20 protein-coding genes and 1 riboswitch are annotated in these 19,533 nt (G+C 35.4%); of the genes, 4 read left to right on the plus strand and 16 right to left on the minus strand.

What is annotated here, in order from left to right:
- Window positions 1-344 precede the first annotated feature (344 nt).
- The 5 genes from ACM6F9_RS04735 to ACM6F9_RS04755 all read right to left on the minus strand — a co-directional run bounded on the left by ACM6F9_RS04735 (window position 345) and on the right by ACM6F9_RS04755 (window position 3,450).
- Entirely contained in the window at window positions 345-1,262 is a 918-nt protein-coding gene (locus tag ACM6F9_RS04735; protein ID WP_414844631.1) for an alpha/beta fold hydrolase, read from the minus strand.
- Between the two features lie 47 nt (window positions 1,263-1,309).
- Entirely contained in the window at window positions 1,310-1,882 is a 573-nt protein-coding gene (locus ACM6F9_RS04740; RefSeq protein ID WP_414844632.1) for a Crp/Fnr family transcriptional regulator, read from the minus strand.
- 9 nt (window positions 1,883-1,891) lie between these two features.
- Complete coding sequence (locus tag ACM6F9_RS04745) at window positions 1,892-2,440, minus strand: hypothetical protein (protein WP_414844633.1); 549 nt, start codon at window positions 2,438-2,440, stop codon at window positions 1,892-1,894.
- A gap of 125 nt (window positions 2,441-2,565) precedes the next feature.
- The gene (locus tag ACM6F9_RS04750; RefSeq protein ID WP_414844634.1) at window positions 2,566-2,799 is read right to left on the minus strand and encodes a hypothetical protein; all 234 of its coding nucleotides are present in this window, start codon (window positions 2,797-2,799) and stop codon (window positions 2,566-2,568) included.
- Between the two features lie 114 nt (window positions 2,800-2,913).
- The gene (locus ACM6F9_RS04755; RefSeq protein ID WP_414844635.1) at window positions 2,914-3,450 is read right to left on the minus strand and encodes a GNAT family N-acetyltransferase; all 537 of its coding nucleotides are present in this window, start codon (window positions 3,448-3,450) and stop codon (window positions 2,914-2,916) included.
- A 220-nt stretch (window positions 3,451-3,670) separates the two neighbouring features.
- Between ACM6F9_RS04755 and pafA the strand changes: the two genes are divergently transcribed.
- Window positions 3,671-5,317, plus strand: a complete 1,647-nt coding sequence (gene pafA / locus ACM6F9_RS04760) for an alkaline phosphatase PafA (RefSeq protein WP_105701796.1) — start codon at window positions 3,671-3,673, stop codon at window positions 5,315-5,317.
- A gap of 236 nt (window positions 5,318-5,553) precedes the next feature.
- Here pafA and ACM6F9_RS04765 read toward each other — a convergent pair whose 3' ends face one another.
- Together ACM6F9_RS04765 and ACM6F9_RS04770 are read right to left on the minus strand one after the other, a co-directional pair.
- Window positions 5,554-6,687, minus strand: a complete 1,134-nt coding sequence (locus tag ACM6F9_RS04765) for a tetratricopeptide repeat protein (protein WP_414844636.1) — start codon at window positions 6,685-6,687, stop codon at window positions 5,554-5,556.
- Window positions 6,684-8,312, minus strand: coding sequence for a helix-turn-helix domain-containing protein (locus tag ACM6F9_RS04770; RefSeq protein WP_414844637.1), 1,629 nt, complete (start codon window positions 8,310-8,312; stop codon window positions 6,684-6,686). The genes ACM6F9_RS04765 and ACM6F9_RS04770 overlap by 4 nt, the downstream gene beginning before the upstream one ends.
- A gap of 154 nt (window positions 8,313-8,466) precedes the next feature.
- On the opposite strand from ACM6F9_RS04770, the gene ACM6F9_RS04775 reads away from it, so the two are divergent.
- The 3 genes from ACM6F9_RS04775 to ACM6F9_RS04785 all read left to right on the plus strand — a co-directional run bounded on the left by ACM6F9_RS04775 (window position 8,467) and on the right by ACM6F9_RS04785 (window position 13,029).
- Window positions 8,467-9,780 carry a T9SS type A sorting domain-containing protein gene (locus ACM6F9_RS04775; protein WP_414844638.1) on the plus strand — a complete coding sequence of 438 codons (1,314 nt, stop codon included), beginning with the start codon at window positions 8,467-8,469 and terminating at the stop codon, window positions 9,778-9,780.
- Between the two features lie 136 nt (window positions 9,781-9,916).
- A riboswitch (cobalamin riboswitch) is annotated at window positions 9,917-10,095 on the plus strand.
- 31 nt (window positions 10,096-10,126) lie between these two features.
- A complete protein-coding gene (locus tag ACM6F9_RS04780) occupies window positions 10,127-11,953 on the plus strand; it encodes a TonB-dependent receptor plug domain-containing protein (RefSeq protein ID WP_414844639.1) in 1,827 nt (608 codons plus the stop codon).
- A gap of 20 nt (window positions 11,954-11,973) precedes the next feature.
- Complete coding sequence (locus ACM6F9_RS04785) at window positions 11,974-13,029, plus strand: YncE family protein (protein WP_414844640.1); 1,056 nt, start codon at window positions 11,974-11,976, stop codon at window positions 13,027-13,029.
- Window positions 13,030-13,196: 167 nt separating this feature from the next.
- On the opposite strand, the gene ACM6F9_RS04790 is transcribed toward ACM6F9_RS04785, so the two are convergent.
- The 9 genes from ACM6F9_RS04790 to gldC all read right to left on the minus strand — a co-directional run bounded on the left by ACM6F9_RS04790 (window position 13,197) and on the right by gldC (window position 19,526).
- A complete protein-coding gene (locus tag ACM6F9_RS04790) occupies window positions 13,197-14,615 on the minus strand; it encodes a CCA tRNA nucleotidyltransferase (protein ID WP_414844641.1) in 1,419 nt (472 codons plus the stop codon).
- Between the two features lie 37 nt (window positions 14,616-14,652).
- Window positions 14,653-14,997 carry a nuclear transport factor 2 family protein gene (locus tag ACM6F9_RS04795; protein ID WP_414844642.1) on the minus strand — a complete coding sequence of 115 codons (345 nt, stop codon included), beginning with the start codon at window positions 14,995-14,997 and terminating at the stop codon, window positions 14,653-14,655.
- A 107-nt stretch (window positions 14,998-15,104) separates the two neighbouring features.
- A complete protein-coding gene (locus tag ACM6F9_RS04800; RefSeq protein WP_414844643.1) occupies window positions 15,105-15,653 on the minus strand; it encodes an L-threonylcarbamoyladenylate synthase in 549 nt (182 codons plus the stop codon).
- Window positions 15,654-15,762: 109 nt separating this feature from the next.
- Complete coding sequence (locus ACM6F9_RS04805) at window positions 15,763-16,359, minus strand: hypothetical protein (RefSeq protein WP_414844644.1); 597 nt, start codon at window positions 16,357-16,359, stop codon at window positions 15,763-15,765.
- Window positions 16,360-16,365: 6 nt separating this feature from the next.
- Window positions 16,366-16,812, minus strand: a complete 447-nt coding sequence (locus ACM6F9_RS04810; RefSeq protein ID WP_414844645.1) for a hypothetical protein — start codon at window positions 16,810-16,812, stop codon at window positions 16,366-16,368.
- The gene (locus tag ACM6F9_RS04815) at window positions 16,803-17,315 is read right to left on the minus strand and encodes a DinB family protein (RefSeq protein WP_414844646.1); all 513 of its coding nucleotides are present in this window, start codon (window positions 17,313-17,315) and stop codon (window positions 16,803-16,805) included. Before ACM6F9_RS04815 ends, ACM6F9_RS04810 begins: the two co-directional genes overlap by 10 nt.
- Window positions 17,316-17,405: 90 nt before the next feature.
- Window positions 17,406-17,852: a GNAT family N-acetyltransferase gene (locus tag ACM6F9_RS04820; protein WP_414844647.1), complete on the minus strand. Its 447-nt coding sequence runs from the start codon at window positions 17,850-17,852 to the stop codon at window positions 17,406-17,408.
- 73 nt (window positions 17,853-17,925) lie between these two features.
- Window positions 17,926-19,065: a cystathionine gamma-synthase gene (locus ACM6F9_RS04825; protein ID WP_414844648.1), complete on the minus strand. Its 1,140-nt coding sequence runs from the start codon at window positions 19,063-19,065 to the stop codon at window positions 17,926-17,928.
- A gap of 137 nt (window positions 19,066-19,202) precedes the next feature.
- On the minus strand, window positions 19,203-19,526 hold the full coding sequence (gene gldC / locus ACM6F9_RS04830) for a gliding motility protein GldC (RefSeq protein ID WP_121488652.1): 324 nt from the start codon (window positions 19,524-19,526) through the stop codon (window positions 19,203-19,205).
- Window positions 19,527-19,533: the final 7 nt, after the last annotated feature.

Consider the following 19,533-nt stretch of genomic DNA (forward strand, 5'->3'; position numbering starts at 1 on the left):
TCTTAAGGTAAACACAATTTTTTTCAAAACTTCCGACACCCCCTTCTATAAGTCCCTTTACCCCCTTACCCAAGGGGGTATACCCGGTTGCCTAAGGGGGTAGAGACCCTTGGGCAAGGGGTTCCAGAGGGGTGATGAAGTGGGTATAGACCGTTAGATAAGGGGGTAAAGCCCCTTGAACAAGTAGTACCTTGAGAGGCTTATACAAGTGTCTAAAGGGAGTTCGGAAGGGGGTGGCGACAGTTGATGAAGTGTTTACAGGAGTTTTTGATAGTGGGAAAAAGTTTCAGCGCGGCCGAAGGCCGCGCTGAAACTTTTATCATTTTAGGCCTATCAATAGGATATCACTTTGTTGTATTCACAAACCGACTGACAGCATTCACAAATTCTTTATTTTTTTCATAGTACAAAAGATGCCCACCATCAATGGATATTATTTTCTGATTAGGAAAACGGAAGGTTTTATAATGTTGGGTGCCAACTGCCTTATCCTTTGTACCGGTAATAATCAATACGGGAACTCGAATGTCTTTTGTGGTTGGAGCGTAATCTGCATAATATTCCGGGAAGTCTTTAGGTTTTGAGATGACTGCCATTCCGAAATCGATGATACGGGGATGAAGAGAATCAATTTTATCTGATTCTTTTATGGTTTCAATATCTTCGGTCAGAAATTTATACCCGATCCTTTTTTTTCTTAATGTACTGCTGATTTTTGATAGTTCTGAAGATAGACTGTCTTTAGGAACAGCTCTGTTTTTTGTCTGTAAAAGGCTGTTTCCGTATTCAATTTGTTCTTTTACGGATTCATCATTCAGAAAATGCAGGGTGACATTGGCCAGAATGAGTCCTTTGGTATGCTGGGGATATTTTTTTGCATAACTGACTGCTATGATACCACCAAAAGAATGAGCCAGCAGAAAGATTTTTTTCAATTGGAGATGCTGTCTCAGTTCTTCAATATCCTGAACCATTTTGTCAAGGTGATAATTTTCAGAAGTGCCGGATTCACCAGATCCCCGCTGATCCATATAAACCATCTGCATGTTTTTTTCCAGATTGTTTCCTCCCATCAATTCAAAAGAGGGATATCCCTGCCCGGGACCTCCGGGAATATAGAAACAGGCTTCTCCTTTTCCGGAGATCTTATATTTAATCTTTACATGATCTGAGGTTTCATAAAAGCTTTCAGAGGGATGATTCTGAGCTGAAGCGACAGTCAGGGATGTGAAAAAAATGAATAGAATAGCAATTGTTTTCATATAGTAATAACAATTGTGAAGGGCTTTTTATTACTTATAAAGTTGAATCAACGAGACATTCTTCGTTTCCGGATTCTGCTCAATGTTTCTCTGGCAACTCCAAGGAATGAAGCCAGTTGTGTGAGAGGGATGCGTTGCAGCATTTCGGGATATTGGGTTTCAATATATTCCAGTCTTTGCTGGGCTGTATAAAGCTTGAATAAATTGGAAAACTCTTCCTGTCTGGATGCAAACTGTCGGATACAATGGCGTCCTAATGCCTCAATTTCAGGTGTCTTTCCAGTGGCTTCAAATAATTTTGTTTTATCAAAAATTACAACATCTAAAACTTCACAGGCAATGATATTAAACTCTGACTTCTGTCCGCTTCCAAAACTGCTGATATTAGTTGCAATCTCATTTTCAAAGAAAAATCCAATGTTTTTAACAGTTCCTTCTATTTCGTAATAGCTTTTGCAAAATCCTTTATCAATGTAAAATAAGGATTGACAGGTTTCCCCTTCCCACAGCAACAGTTCATTTTTTCTGTAAGTTCTTTTTAATAAAGCAGGTTGAAGTATATTCCAGCTTTCATCAGAAAATGGAGTGAGAGATCGGATATATTTCAGAAGATTTTCCATACATAGAAATTATGATTGGCTGTTCTTTGGAATTCTTACCAACAGGATAATGACCCAGATTTGTAAGATTGTCTGTATGATACTGATTATTCCTAGTACAGGGTTGATAAACAGATTGGTGAGAATGGAAGGAAGACCAAAAAGGCCCAATGCAAAAGTGATGATAAGAATATATTTTACCACTTCATTTCCCTTTCCTATAAGATATCCCATTCCAAAAATAAAGGCTAATGTTGCCGTTCCGACAAAAATAGATAACCCGGAATTGAAAGGATCATAAGACCAGATAAATCCTGCAATGCCTAATGCCCCGCATAAATACATAATATGGGAAGCTTTTGTATGGTTTGGATGTATTATTATTTCCTGTTTCTTGCCGAGGTCAACCGTTCTGGAGGTAATCTGTGCAGATTCTTCATCAGTGAATTTTCTTCCTCTTGACTGTAAGATTTCATAAGCATAATGTACTGCCTGCGGAACAAATTTACTATTGGGTTTGATGTACTTTTCAAGTTCCTGGCTTGACATTTTTTCCAGCACATTTTTCTTAGTATCCATTTATGGTAATCAAGCTTTCGCGAAATTAATAAAAATGTAGCATATTATAAGATTGATATCATTTTATAAAATCAAAAAGAGCGGTAAAAACCGCCCTCAACAAAATTTTATCTGACAAATATTTTTTACATATAAACGCATCCGCATCCGGTTTCCCATTCCTGGCAAAGACGCATTGGTTCATTACATCCGGGATTACCACCACCACCTCCGGAAACTCTGTAACAAGTACCATCACTACAATAGTAAGAACCTATAGTTGGAGGGCAGTTGCCATCTATATCACATACTGCGTACGGAGTGTCACCACCACTGATCAGAACAAGCTGATTTCTCTTTAATTTTTTTAAATTTTTCATAGTAATCATATTTTAATTTGTTGATTACTAATGTATAGAAAAATTAGAACACCGACAAGTGTTCTAATTAATAAAGAGTAGATGATTTATTATAATATCAATTTTATCATTAATTTATTCCAGATCTAAAGTCATAAAAAGAGCGAGCTCTTCTGAATTATTGTAAAGCCTTGTATTCAGTCCCGTTATATTAAATCCCATTCTTCTGTAGAACTGTATGGCAGGATAGTTGGTATTTTGAGTCTCCAGTTCAATAACTCTGCAGTGTAGTTTTCGGGCTTCTTTAATGGCACTTTTAATCAGCATAATACCGATTCCCTCCCGTCTGTGTTTTTCATCGATAAGGATATTTTCAATATAAAAACTGTTGTTCCATGTTCTGTGTTCACAAATGATCCAGCCGGCAAGTTCTTCATGTACATAAGCACCGAAAGAGTTTTCCTGTTCAATAATGGTATTGAGCTCTTCAATATCTTCAGAAGTTGTGTCCCATATTTTGTTATAAGGTAAAGGTTTTTCCTTTAAAATAAATTCAAAGGCTCCTCCAAATTCGATAGAGGAAACTGAATAGATAATTTCTGTTGTATAGCCATTAAGTCCCCAATCTATACTTGGGTTGTAAGTCAATTTTTGTAATTTTCTTATTTCCACGTCAAATATTTTTAAGTTATTGAATTTTTGAATAGATTTTTAAATGATAGTGTTGAGATTTTTTACTATTTTTTCTGCCAAATTTTCTTTAAAGTGTAAGTATGCGCCTAGAATCATAGCAGATTGATTGATGAATTGTAGAATAATCAAAATTAAATAAAATTTCACACTCCAAAACTTTCAAAACCCTTAAATTTGTTGGCAATAAAAATTTACTTGGATGCTTAGGAACATTTCAATTGCGGCAGCTACTTTATTGTCCGTAGTTACAATCAATGCACAGAAGAACAGAAATACTCAACTGGAAAGACCTAAATTAGTCGTAGGTCTGGTAGTAGACCAGATGCGTTGGGACTATTTGTACCGTTTTTATAGTAAGTATGGAAATGACGGTTTCAAAAGACTTTTGAATACAGGATATTCTTTGAATAACGTACATATTCCGTATGTACCTACCATTACTGCTTTGGGACATACATGTATCTATACAGGATCTGTACCGGCAATTCACGGGATTGCAGGAAACGACTGGACGGATAAAGAAACCGGTAAAGGGGTTTACTGTACCGCGGATGAGAGCGTTCAGCCCGTAGGAACTACCAATACAAAAATTGGAAGCCACTCTCCAAAAAACCTTTGGTCTACAACAGTGACTGACGAATTGAGACTGGCAACCAACTTTCAGGGAAAAGTAGTGGGGGTTTCTTTGAAAGACCGTGCCTCAATTCTTCCTGCAGGACATACACCAAACGGAGCTTTCTGGTTTGATGACAGCACAGGAAATTTCATTACCAGTACATGGTACATGAATGATCTTCCTCAGTGGGTAAAATCATTTAATTCTCAGAATCTTCCTGAAAAATTAGTAGCCAACGGTTGGAATACCTTACTTCCAATCAACGAATATACAGAAAGTGCACCAGACAATTCCTCTTGGGAAGGTCTTTTGGGAAGTGCAAAAACGCCTACATTCCCTTACAGCAATTTAGCAAAGGATTATCAGACTAAAAAAGATAATATCCGTTATACACCTTTCGGAAATACACTGACACTGAAGCTGGCAGAAGCATCTGTAGAAGGTGAAAAACTGGGTGGAGATAATATTACAGACTTCTTAGCGATCAACCTTGCTTCTACAGATTATGCCGGGCATAAATTTGGTCCGAATTCTATTGAAGTAGAAGATGTTTATATCAGATTAGATCAGGATTTAGCAGAATTCTTCAAATATCTGGATTCAAAAGTAGGAAAAGGGGAGTATACTGTTTTCCTTTCTGCTGACCATGGTGGAGCACATTCTGTAGGATTCCTGAAAGAACATAAAATTCCGACAGGTTTCTTCGGTGAAGATGCAGAAAAGAATCTGAACCAAAAACTGAAAGAGAAATTTGGTGCAGATAAACTGATCAACGCTATTGATAACTACCAGATTTATTTTGACAGAAAAGTATTGGCAGACAGTAAGCTTGAATTGGATGATGTAAGAAATTTTGCGGTAAAAGAAATTGAGAAGGATCCTACGGTTTTATATGCTGTTTCTGTAGATAAAGTGCAGGAGTCAAGCATTCCGGAGCCTATCAAACAAAGAATTATCAACGGGATCAACAGACAGAGAAGTGGAGATATCCAGTTAATTTCTCATGACTCTATGCTTCCGCCATATTCTAAAACAGGAACCACACATAGCGTTTGGAACTCTTATGATTCTCATATTCCATTAATCTTTATGGGATGGGGTGTGAAGCAGGGAGAAAGTAACAAAGAATACCATATGACAGATATTGCGCCTACGGTATCTTCTTTATTGAAAATTCAGTTCCCAAGCGGAAATGTAGGAAACCCGATTACGGAAGTTATTGGCAGATAATTAAAGATTATAGAACAAACCTCTGTTTAAAAATTTTTGGAACCATTAAGATTGTATTAAGGTGTTAAGAGTATTAAGATAGACTCCGCTTTAAGCTTAAAAATCAGAACGATTTATCTTAACTATACTTTATTTCTTAAATTATCCTTAATGGTTCAACTAACATTTTTTTGATAAGTTTAAATTACTACAATATAAAAAACATTCCATCCCGGAATGTTTTTTGTTTTTATCGCTTATGAGTTTCTTATCATTTGCTGAATCTCTTTATGAAACTTTTTATTCTGTTTTCTTATTTTGACAATAAAATATAAAAGAATAATGATCAAAACACCTCCCAGCAGTACTGCACCTATTTTAATGTAACGATAATAAGACTTCAGTTTTTCACTTTTTAAAGAAGTTTCCTTATTGTGATTGTCGATTACCTGATTAATAGATTTCAATTCATTCTGCTTTCTTTTAAAGCGCATTTCTAAGGATTTTTTATTATACTGCTGATAGAGATTCTGCTGTCCCATCGCAAGATAATTTTCGGCTAATTCCTTGTAAAGCCCTTCATTCAGGATGATATCTCCTGTGTTTTTACAAAGGATTTCAGCTTTTAATAAAAGATTAATAGCAGATTGATTTTCATGTCTTTGTTTGTGTATTTCAGAAATTCCTTTTAATGCAAATGCTTCCAGGCTTTTAGCATAATTCTTTCGGGCATAGTTGATAGCTTGCAAAAATGCCTCCTGTGCTTTATCTATTTGATTGAGATTAAGATAACAGTAACCGATATTGTAGTACACCACACTCATATTGGAATAGGTGGTTTTCTTCACGGGAACTTTATCATAATTCTGTATCGAGATCAGTAACTTTTCCAAAGCAATTTCCGGATTCGACTGGCTTTTATATACCATTCCCTTTATCGCGTAGCTGGCGGCAGTTTCAATATATTTTTCAGGGTTCTTTTCCGGAATTTTTTCGATATACTGATCTGCTTCATTCAGCGTTTCAAGGCATTTGCTGAAAAGTTCCATTTGCTGATACTGAATAGCGACTGAGATAAGAACTCCTGCCTGACTTTTTGGGTCATTGGTTTTCTGAGAAAGTTCTTTTGCTTTTAAAATATATTTTAAAGATCTATCAAAATTTCTTTTAGCAATATTGGCCGTTGAAAGAAGCATGTAGAGACTAATAGAGGTCTTGATATCAGGAGATTTCTTTAATAACTGTTCTCCAATTTTAATGGTGTTATCAGGGTTATCATAAATTTCAAGTTTAGCCTTTTTTATTAAGACGCTGTCTGGCACCTTTTGTGCTTTCGTGAAAGTAATACAACAAAACAGGAATAAGAGGGTTATTTTAAAAAACGGTTTCATATAGCTTTGGTTTTACTGATTTCCTGAATATAAACATTGGGAGACATTCCGGTAACAGATTTGAAAACGGTGGTAAAAGCACTGTGTGACGAAAATCCTGAATATTCCGCAAGATAGCTTACCTTATAATTAAGAAAAGCTGCATCATTTCTTAAGAGCTGTACAATATGATTAATCCTGAGTTTATTAATATCTCCGTTAAAATTTTTCTCCTTATTGTTGATGACTTCCGAAAGGTATCTTGTATTGATTTCCATTTGAGAAGAAAGCAGAGATAAAGACATATTTTTATTTAAGTATCCGTCAGATTTTTCAAATTCCTCAAGCTTTTGGAGAATTTCATCCTCTTTTTCCTTTGAAATTTTCGCAGATCCGGAATCTTTTGCTACTGCAGGCGTTTTGTTTAGGATAACCGGTTGAGGTTTCTGGATGATTTGCTTTTTAAAGAAATCAAACTGTTTTTTTAAGTCTTTATTTTTGCTTTTAATGAATAAAAAATAAGTAAACAAGGCAATAATAATGAATGATAAAACGAATATTAAAGACGAAGAAGATCTTAGAAGTATATGTTTTTGAAATTCTATATTCTTATTCTGGTTGCTTTCAACAAGTTTTATAAGATATCGTATTCCTTCTTTGGAACTTGAATCCGTTTTTGCCTTTAAATCATTGTAAAGTTTATTATACTGATGGTATTTTGTATCATTATGAATCGCGTAATAGTTGTGGGAAAGTGACTCGTAAATTTTAATTTTTAAATTGTTAAAAGGCAGGTTTTCAATTAATGCAAGTCTGGTTTCCAGCTTTTCAATGGCTGTTGTATAATCCTGTTTCAGAAAATAATATTGGGAAAGATTTTCGTAAGCCAATCCTAGCAGAAAGGGTTTGCTTTTCTGATGTTCAAGATCTGAAATAATACTGTCTATAAGTGTTTTATATTCCGTTAGTTTATTTTGTTTCAGCAGATAAGAAGCCTGGAAAATTTTGTTTTCTATTTTTAAAATTTTGTTCTCTTCATTATGATCGCTGAGGTATTGATTGCTTTTATCCAGATTTTGTAAAGCCATAGGATAGTCCCTGTTGATTCCTGAGTTTAATGCCTGAAGCTGGTACAACTTTGCCGTGGTGATTCTCAGAGCCGGATCAGTGCTTTTAAGAAGTTTCTGATCAGATAAAAGATGACTGATAATCCTTTTTGACTGATTGTATAAACCCAGATTTTGATATTGATCCGCAAGATTATAACCACTGAAAATCTGCATGAAATAAGAAAGTCCGTTTTTTTGATCAGTATCTTCATTTTGAGCAAAAATGTTCACTGATTGTACATAATCGCCCTTCATAGCATATGCTTGTGAAATAATGTTTTGGAGAACAATTTTATGTTCCGTATTCTGATCACTCACGAGAATTCCCTGAGTATAACTTATACATTCATCTGAGTTCTGATAGAGTTTAAGAAAAGCCTTATCGACTAAAATAGTAAAGTCCGGACCAGACTGTCCACTGATAAAAAGAGAGCTGAAAATGAAAACAAACAGTAGGATTCTTCTGTTGTTGTGAAATAATTGATGAGTAAATAATTTGTTTTTTGTGTTTTTTTGAATAATTCCGGTAAAATCCATATTCAAAAAGTTTATTCTTATGTTGTTGTTTATTAGTGTTTTAAAAATTAAATTCTTTTGAAATTCACGAATTATGAAAGTCTATTTCTTTTAGAAGGGTGAATATTGTATTAATATTGTTTTCACCAATTCGAAAGCCTAAATATAATAAAATATGAAAAATTTTTACAGAATGTCAATGAAAATATTGACCGCTTGTTTTTTCCTGAATTTTAGTATTGCGGAAGCTCAGCTTACTGTAATAGGTTTAGGAAATTATAATGTAGGAGCAGTTTCGGATAATGGAGTGGTAAGTATGCATACAAGTGCCGGAGGAGTCTACAAATGGGATACTGCCGGGGGACTTGTACAGATAGGTTCAATATCAAACGGATATCCGGCTGCGGGAAGAACTATTGTTTCCAATGACGGAACTAAAATCTCGTCTTCCATTACCAATGCGGCCACGGGATTCAATGAAATATCAACTTATGATGTAGCGAGTTCTACCTGGGTAAACAGAGGAGGGCTTGTTCCCACCGGATGGGACGGAAGTGTAAGCTCTACCTGGGGAATGACTACAAACGGAAATACCATTGTAGGTCTGGGTTTTCTTACCGCAGCAAATGCACACGCTGTAAAATGGGATGAGGCAAACGGAATGGTAGATTTGGGAAGTATGGTTCCTGGACGCAGCTCAAGAGCCAATGCCATCAATGCAGCGGGAACGGTGATTGTTGGGTGGCAGGATGAACCAACAGGTACCAGAAGCGGTGCAAAATGGCAGGATGGGGTAGAAAGCTTTATTACTGATAATAACGGAAATAATGTAGGCGAAGCAGGTGGAATTTCTGCAGACGGGAATACCATTATAGGGTCAGCAAACCCTAATCCCTATGTATGGAATGCTGTAAGCGGACTTACTTATATAACACATCCTAATGCCTCATTCAGTTTCAAAGGAGGGGCAACAGGGATTTCGGCTGATGGGAAAGTGGTAATTGGATTTTACAGAGCATTTGGAGCACCTCCTATGTCGGGAGAAGGCTTTATCTGGACTTCATCTACCGGAAGGATCAATCTGAATGATTATGCCGTATCCTTAGGAATTGCAACCAATGGAGTAACGATGGGACTTCCTTTGGCCATTTCACAGGACGGAAAGAAAATTGCCGGAACAGGGACGAATGCTTCAGGGCAGATGATCGCTTTCTATCTGGATATTACAGCGTTTTTATCAGTGAACGATACTGTAAAAGAGAAAAACAGCATAGGTATTTATCCTAATCCGACAGCTGATATGCTTTATTTTAAAGGAAAAGGAAGAATAGAGAAAGCTGAAATTTATAATTTGGTTGGACAAAGGGTGAAAACATTCAATACTGTTGAAGGGCAGATTGATGTTTCATCCTTGTCAAAAGGAGACTATATTCTTAGATATTCTTTGAAGGAAGGAAAACAGGAAAGCTATAAGTTTATAAAAAAATAACATATATAAATAGTAAAGTAGTGGGATGAATGGCCGTTTTCAATATTGAAAGCGGCTGTTCTTTTTTATTTACTGAATTAAAAAGATAGGTTTTTTTAAGCGTAGGGTGGTTTTTTGGCGAATACATATAAAAAACTATCTTTGCAAAAATTTTGGTTTCCAGTATTTTGGAATGAAAAGGGAATCGGGTGTAACTCCCGGACTGTCCCCGCAACTGTAAATCGCAACAAAAGTTTCTGCAAAAAGCCACTGTCTTAAAACGGGAAGGAGCAGAATGCGAAAGTCAGGAGACCTGCCAGAATTATAATTAAAAAACATATTGCTTTCGGAGGAAAAGTAAAAAAGTATGGATATAAAAAGATCTTTAGTACTGCTTTTTTCATCATATGGCTGTTTTCTTTTTGGACAAGAGAAAGCCATAGATACTATTTATGTCTTCGACAACCAGATGAATAGGGTGAAGCTTTTTCATCCTGTAAAAACAATTTCGGCAGAAGATGCTGAGAAAAACTCCAGTAACCTTTCCGAACTCCTGAGATTTCAGTCGCAGGTTTTTATCAAAGAAAATGGCCGTGGTGCTGTTTCTTCACCATCTTTCAGAGGAACTACCGCACAGCAGACCGCTTTTGTATGGAACGGAATTAATATCAATTCCAACTTTTTGGGACAGGGAGATATCAATAATATTGCTTTGTTTGGCTACGATCAGATCGGAATAAAAGCCGGCGGAGGAAGTGTAATATACGGAAGTGGTGCTATCGGAGGAAGTATCCACCTGAATAATACCCTTGATTTTAATAAAGGGTTCCATGGTTCCTTATTTTCAGAAGTCGCTTCTTTTAATACCTATAATAATTTTATAAAAGGTTCTTACAGCAATGATAAGTTCAGTTTTAAAGCTTCCGGAAATTATTCTGTAAGTGAAAATAATTATAAGGTAAGTGATCTGAATTACATCAACAGAAACGGAAATTATTACAATACAACATTCAATGTAGGAGCATCCTATAAAATAACGAATGATCATAAAATTTCGTGGCAGAGCCAGTTTTTTGATTCTTCACAGCATTATCCTGTGTATGAGGAAACGGGAACAAAAACGAAATATAAAACGCAAAGTGTAAGAAGTCTTCTTTCCTGGGACTGGAACAAAGCAAAGTTCAGCAATTCCCTTAAAGCGGCTTATACAGAGGAGAATTTTCAGTATTTCGGTTCATTAAATCTGCCTAAATCCAGTGGCGGAACAGGGAAGAATTATATTTTTAAAAATGATTTCAATTATTTCCTGAATTCAAAATGGAATTTTAATATTATCGGAGAATTTCAGATCAATAAAGGAGAAGGATACCAAAGCGGAATAGCCAGTGTCAGCAGAAATGTGGGCTCAATATCAGGATTGTTGAGGTATTTTGCGACGAAAGACCTTCGTTTTGAAGGTGGATTCAAGAAAGATTTTGTGGAAGATGTAAACTCACCGTTGATGTATTCATTCTCCGGAAAATGGAGTGCTGCAAAATGGTATGATGTAAGTGTGAATGTGTCAAAAAACTTCAGATATCCGTCCTTCAATGATATTTATTATGAACCGGGAGGAAATAAAGATTTAAGACCGGAAACTTCTACTCAGGTAGATATGACAAATGAATTCAAAGTAGGGGATTTCAGACTTACTTTGTCTCCTTATTATATGAATGTGACCGATCTTATTGTATGGCTTCCAACTGCTTTGGGCTACTGGCAGGCATTCAATGTCAATAAATCTGAATCTTACGGACTGGAATCTCAACTGTCTTTCAGCAAACAGCTGGGCAATCATAAAATCCGCGCGAATGCAGGATACTATTATGCAAAATCTATTGACAAAGAAACAAAGATGCAAAGACCTTACGTTCCTATGCACAGAGGAAATGTAAATGTAGATTATGAATATGGTTTCTTTAAGTTTTTTGCTCAGGCACTCCTGAATGGTATTACCTATACCACAAGTGATGAAAAGAGATCAGATGCTATAGATCCTTATTTTCTTTTAAATATGGGTGTTTCTGCAACTTTAGAAAAAAAATATACCTTAGGGTTTAAAGTGAATAATCTTACGGATACTTATTATAAAACAGTTTCTTTTTATCCTTTACCCAAAAGAAATTATAGCGTATACGCAGCAATAAATTTTTAAAAATTAAAATTGAATAAATTATGAAAATAACTAAACTTTTAACTGTCCTATTTGCAGTAGTGTTATTGTTTAACATTTCTTCATGTACAAGTGATTCTCAGGAATTTGAAGTCTCTCCGATCACTTATCAGAACGGATATTTTATTGCTAATGAAGGGAATTTCAACAGCCAGGGTGCTAAAGTAACATTCCTGACAAGAGATTTAAGCTTGAAACAGGACGATGTGTATGGATATAACAACAATAAAGAAATTCTGGGTGACGTTCTTCAGACTATCGGTCTTAATGGAAACAAGGCTTATCTTGTCATCAACAACTCAAATAAAATTGTTGTAGTAGACCGTTATACATTCAAAAGATTAGCTGTAATTACGGACCAGATTGATAACCCAAGAGGAATTACTTTTGCGAATGACTTTATCTATGTTGCCAACCTGAATTTCTCTACGAATGCAACAAGTGTAACGAAATATAAAGTTTCTGATAATTCATTTGTAAGCAAAATTACCATGACAGGCGGAGCTGATAAAACTGTAGAAGCAGGTGGAAATGTTTTTGTGCAGAATGCTACATCAGGATTTGGAAATATGATTACTTATATCAATACTTCTAATGATAGTAAAACTGAAATTACTGTTCCTAATGGAAAGATTAACAGTACTATTTCATACAAATCTAATGTTTATACAGTTTCTTCAACAACAGCAGATTCTTACATTTATAAGATTTCAAGCACAGGAGCTATGACGCCGGTAATTACGCTGACAGGAATTCCAAATGCTACAAACCTTCAGATTGATAACGATAAAATCTACTTCAGCTCTGGAAACAAAGTGTATACAACAGGTTTAGCTACACCTGCAATTCCTACAACCCCATTATTAACTGCTGCAGATGGTGGACCTTATTTTACTCTTTATGGATTTAACGTTATTGACGGAAGAATCTTTGCATCAGATGTTAAGCAATTTACAGCAGAAAGTGAAATGGTAATATATTCAGCATCTACAGGTAACAAAATGGGATCTGTTAAAACAGGAGGTCTTGGAGCTAACGGAACTTTCCTGAATCCATAGTAATTTATACTTCTAAAAATATAATTTTTTATTTTTTCATCATTTGTGTTTTTTTCCGGTCGGTTTCTTTTGAAGCCGGCCGGCTTTGTTTTTATACCTCTATAAAAAAGCCCGGCGGGATGGAACATCCCGCCGGGCTTTTTCTATTTTATTATTTATCTGTTGAATCAGATTGTTAATCCCAGTTTCTCAGCTTCAGCAATGACAAACTTTGTGGCTTCTTCTTTTTCATTAGGAATTTCGCCTTCCAAAATAGCTTCTTTTACTTTTTCTTTCAAAATACCAATTTCACGGCCTGGTTTAAGATTAAACATTTCCATAATCTCCTCACCGGTAATGGGTGGCTGGAAGTTTCTTACCTGATCTTTTTCTTCCACCTCTTTGATTTTTACTGCTACATATTCAAAATTTCTTTTGAATTTCTCCTGTTTTTTAGAGTTTTTGGTGGTAATATCTGCCTTGCAAAGGGTAAAAAGGTCTTCAAGGTTTTCACCGGCATCAAATAAAAGCCTTCTTAATGCAGCATCTGAAGCATCATCAGTGATCAGAGCAATGGGTCTTGATGAAAGCTTTACCATTTTCTGTACGTATTTCATGTCACTTCCCAAAGGCAGTTTTAATCTTTGGAAAAGTGTTTTTACCATTTTTGAACCCAAAAATTCGTGTCCGTGAAACGTCCATCCGGTTCCTTCCACAAACTTTTTTGTAGGTGCTTTTCCAATATCATGGAGTAGGGCAGCCCAGCGAAGCCAAAGATTATCTGTATTCACAGAAATATTATCTACAACCTCTAAAGTATGGTAAAAATTATCCTTGTGAGTTTGTCCCTCTACTTCTTCCACTCCTTTCAGTTCTATCAGTTCAGGGATAACCAGTTTCATAAGACCGGTTTGTTCCATTAGCCTTAATCCGACAGAAGGTTTTTCAGAAAGCATAATTTTATTGAATTCTACCATGATTCTTTCCATAGAAACAATCTTGATTCTTTCTGCTTCCTGCTGGATAGCCTGCAGAGAGTTTTCCTCGATTTTAAAATTTAAAGTTGAAGCAAAACGTACGGCTCTCATCATCCTCAACGGATCATCAGAGTAAGTTTGGGCAGGTTCTAGAGGTGTTCTTAAGATTTCTTTTTCAAGATCTTCAATCCCATTGAAAGGATCTACCAGTTCTCCGAAGTTCTCTTTATTTAAAGAAATTGCCATCGCATTGATGGTGAAATCTCTTCGTTTCTGGTCATCTTCCAGGCTTCCGCCTTCTACTTCCGGTTTTCGGCTGTTTTCAGTATAGCTTTCCTTTCTTGCTCCCACAAACTCAAGCTCAAGGTCTTTATACTTGATCATGGCTGTACCATACGTTTTGAATACGGAAACCTTTAATTTAGGATCTATATCCTGCGCTACATTTTGAGCAAGTTCAATACCGCTTTGTTCTGTTACAAAGTCTATATCTGTGGAAACTTTTCTGTTCATCAGAAGGTCACGTACATAACCGCCCACAATATATACGGATTGGTTATTCCTTTCTGCTGCTTCAGAAATTATTTTAAATAGTTTTAAATTCTTATTTTGATTAAGATTAATTTTCATCGTTAATAATAGTGACAATTTCTACGTATGTTACCCATTAATCATAATGAGCATACATTTTACTAATTTTTCCATCTTCATTAAAAAACATGACTTCAACAGCATGTTTATCCATAATCGACTTATAAAATAATGCTACCGAATCTACTCCCGCTGTGGAATGAATAAGATCAAAATGGAGATCCGGAAATTTTTCCAAAGCCTTTCTCCAGTATTCGCGGACAGCTTCTTTTCCTTGTAAAGAACTTTCTTTACCGCCTGTAGCCAAAGCAATCATGGGAGTTGAGATCTCAATATCATCCGAATAATGGGAGAGTATATCCTCTAAATCATGAGAATTCCATGCATTAACCCACATTTGAGCAAATTCCTGATGATTCATAGCAAATAATTTATGAGTTGAGTTTGCAAAGATAGAACTAAAAAAAAGAAATCCTGCCGATATGAACGGGCAAGACTCTAAAAAGTATATATAAAAACTCAGGATTCTTATTCCCGAAGCACTTTTATTCTATTGTCACTCCATATTTTGATCACCGAAGAACCTGAATATTTTGAAATTTTTTCTCTGTCTTCTTCTACGGCATAATCCACAAGGCTGATCATCTCTTCAGATATATCAGAGAATTTCAAAGGACTTTTCTCACCACTGAAGTTGGCAGAAGTAGATACTAAAGGTCTGTTCAGTTTTGTGATCAGTTTTTTACAGAAATCATTTTTTACCAATCGGATTCCGATGCTTCCGTCCTCTGCAAGAAGTTCTTTAGGTAAACCTTTTGGATTTTCATAAACAATCGTTACCGGTTTTTCGCTGAGATCAATAATTTCCCAGGCCATCTCAGGAACATCCACAAGATCCTGAAGTCTTTTCTCTGACTCAACAAGGATGATCATGGATTTATTTTTTTCGCGCTTTTTGATGTCAAAAATTTTATTGACTGCTTCTATATTGGTGGCATCACAACCAATTCCCCAGATGGTATCTGTAGGATAAAGAATTGTTCCGCCGGATTTTAATATTTCAATAATATGTTCCATAATTGTATGTGAATTCAAAGAATGGATAAAGGTAGAAAATCTATGAATTTTAGGCAAAAAATTGGGATGTAAATGTGGCGGATGGGGCTAAATCATATACTCACAATGATTATAAACCATGAAAAAAAGAATTAAAATAAGTTGTGTGCTTTGCAGGCTCAATATAGTTTGATTGCAATATTTTTTTGAAATCCCTTTTGGTCAGATGTTGAGAAAGTAGTACTGGGAAATTTGAACGCGAAGCTTCTTTAATCAGAGTATAAAGAATGGCATTATCTTTAAAGAAAATAATGGTAGTCTGTTCATAATCTTTACCCAAGCTGTAAATATCACTGGGCTCATTAAGGAAAATCAGATTTCCTGAAATCTTTGAAATTCTATAATGATATTTTTTCCCATACTCAATGATTCTCTTTTTTGCTTCTTCTTTATGAATCTTAAATGTAATTTGCTTTAAATATTTTTCGGTGGATTTACAGTAAAATACATATACACTAAAGATGAATAAACCTATAAGAATTGAATATTCTAGACTATTATTAAGAGAAGGAGTCACTTCTTTTAAAATGAATAAAGAAATCCCTGCTAATACTGAAAAACCCAAATAGATTGAAATAGCATCAAACTTATCATATGAGCTTTCTTCAAAAACTAATTTTTTAGATTGAATACTCTCAGTGATCTTTAAATTTGTTAGTGACCTCATTGGAAATTAGAATGACATTTTATTACTGGTAAGTTTGGATTTTATAATTAAATAAAACGAACCAACGATTAAAAATAAAGTAGAAGTGATCCATAGAAAATAACCAGGTTCCAAACTGTATATTCTTCCCATTCTTCCATTTTCTGCAGCTAAAATTTCCTTCCAGAAAAAAAATGTTCCTGCAATTAAAAAAGCGATTGTAGCCAAAATCAATGCAATTGAAAAATTTCTTTTATAGAAGAATATAACTGCAATAAAGAACCATATATTAGCTGTCCATACCAGAAATTCAAATAAGCCCCCGCCTAAAAAACTAATCGGACCTATAAGAAAAGCTTCAAATGATTTATAATCTTTGATTTCTCCCATATCTTCAACTTTAAAGGCTGTAAAACAAAGAGAGAGTACAAAAATTAACAGGCTGACAAAGGGAATTCGTTTTCCTACATCCATCCCAACTTAGATAAATACCTTTCCTCAATAATATTCAGATGGTGGTAATTGTGACCTACAATAAGCTTTCCGATGGTTTCCACGGTAATTTCATGGCCATTGGCTGTACCTGTGTTCTGTAAAGCGTAAGGATGAAGTGTTTCTAATAAAATCTGAGAAGATTTTCTTACCAGTTTATATTCCTCCAGAAGAGATTCAAGGGTTCTTTCATCTGCAAAAGATTGGTCTGCATATTCATTTTCATCAAATCCCGGAAGATTCTTTTTTTCTCCTCTGGCGAAAGCTAATATTCTGTATTGGAAAACTCTTTCTGTATCAGATAAGTGGAGTAGTAGTCCTTTCAAAGTCCATTTTCCTTCTGCGTAAGCAAAGTTAGACTGTTCTTCAGTAAGGTTGGAATAAATTCCTATGGTTTTGTCAGCCGATATTTTTAATTCGTTCAACCAGTCTCCGGCTGGAATCTGATCTAAATATCTCTGGATGTATTTTTGAAATTCGCTCATATCAGGTTTTGTTTTTTATTTTAGGTTTCGGGTTATTGGGTATTGATGTAAAGAAGGTAATTTAGATATTAAAATAAAATTACTTATTACTCATGAATTACTCCACTCATAGAAGTTCACGGAATCATACAGTTCAAAACCACAGGCGGGGTAAAGTTGATTCCCTATATCATTACTTTTTCCTGTTTCTAAAAGAATACCGCAGGCTTTTGAAGAACGGCAGAGGTCTTTAGATTGTTCAATCAGTTCTTTAGAATATCCTTTTCCTCTATGAATCTCATTCACGTAGAGGTCATTCAGTAGCCAGTAACGTTGCATTCTTGTAGATGAAAAAATAGGATATAATTGTACGAAACCTGTCAGTAAACCATTTTCTTCAGCAACAAAAATTTCAGAATCTTTATTTTCAAGCCTTTCCTGAAGAAAATTGGCTGCAGCGGGAATATCTGATGTTTTATGATAAAATATTCTGTACTGATCAAATAATTCTGCTAGTTGTGGTAAGTCAGAAAGAACTGCTTTTCTTGTATTTTTCATAGTATTGAGTATGGGTGGTGTTATAATAAAATGAGAAGGATTTGATAACCCTTCTCATTTTAGTTTATGTATGTTAAGAAAAAGCTTTCTCAAGATCTGCAATAAGATCTTCTGCATCCTCAATACCTACGCTTAAACGAACAAGGTCATCTGTGATTCCCAGTTCTGCACGTTTTTCTGCAGGAATTGAAGCATGTGTCATCAGAGCAGGGTGGTTAGCCAAAGATTCTACCCCTCCTAAAGATTCAGCAAGGGTGAATACTCTTACTTTTTCTAAGAATTTGACAGCATCTTCTTTCTTTCCGGATTTAAAAGTGAATGAAACCATTCCACCTGATTCTTTCATTTGAGACTTTGCCAATTCATACTGAGGGTGAGATTCTAATCCAGGATAAATTACTTTATCTACAGCAGGATGGGTTTCAAGGTATTTTGCTACCGCAAGACCATTGTCTGAATGTCTCTGCATTCTTAGTGCTAACGTTTTGATCCCTCTCAATACAAGATAAGAGTCGTGAGGTCCTAAAATACCACCACTTGCAAACTGAATGAAGTGAAGCTTATCTCCCAATTCAGCATCTTTAGCGATAAGAGCTCCTGCAATCACATCAGAGTGTCCTCCTAAATATTTCGTAGCAGAGTGCATTACAATATCAGCTCCCAGATCAATGGGTCTCTGGATATAAGGTGTTGCAAAAGTATTATCTACAGCCACTAAAATATCTTTTCCTTTAGCAATGTCTACAACTGCTTTGATATCAACTAATTTCATCAATGGGTTCGTTGGTGTCTCTACCCAGATCAGTTTTGTTTTATCAGTAATAACATCCGCAATTTTAGAAACATCATCAAAATTCACGAAAGTAAACTTCAGTTGATATTTTTCGAAAAGTCTTGTGAACATTCTGTAAGTTCCTCCGTAAAGATCATCTACGGCAATTACTTCATCGCCTGGATTTAATAATTTCAAAACACAGTCGATGGCAGCAAGACCAGAACCGAAAGCAAGACCTCTAGCTCCGTTTTCAATACTTGCCAAAGAATCTTCCAATGCCTGTCTTGTAGGATTGGCAGCTCTTGAATATTCATATCCGGAATGTACACCCGGGCTTTTCTGTGCAAATGTAGAGGTTAAAAATACAGGTACATTTACAGAACCTGTTGCAGACTCATGGTGCTGCCCTCCGTGAATTACTTTTGTATTAAAATTCATAATTTTTTGCTTTTAGACTTTTAGCATTAAACAATATAATTACTGCCTAATACTAATTGTTTTTATTAAAATTTGCTCTAGCTAAATGCAAAAAGCTTACCGCTTACTGCCTAAAGCTTATTGCATATTTATTTTTTTTACTTAATAGCAGATTTTACAGCAAACTCTTCTGCAATTTCTTCCATCCATTGTGCTACGTCCTCTTCACCTGTTGCTCTCTGGTAGGTACTTCCTAAAGATATTAAAATCTGATGGATAAACATTTTCATTTGATCTACAGGCATTTCTTTGGTCCAAAGATCTATCCTTAGAGCTTCTCTTGTTTTTTCGTCCCAAACAGAAATCATCGTTGCCTTAGTATCTTGTTTTTCAATACCTCCATCCTGAGCGTTCCATGTGATGTTTTCTGGTACGTGATTTTCATCAAGTTCTACATCTATCGTAATCTGAGTTTTTCTCATAACTTTC

Origin of the sequence: Chryseobacterium sp. IT-36CA2 (assembly GCF_949767875.1) — a bacterium.
In the GTDB taxonomy this organism is placed as follows: domain Bacteria; phylum Bacteroidota; class Bacteroidia; order Flavobacteriales; family Weeksellaceae; genus Chryseobacterium.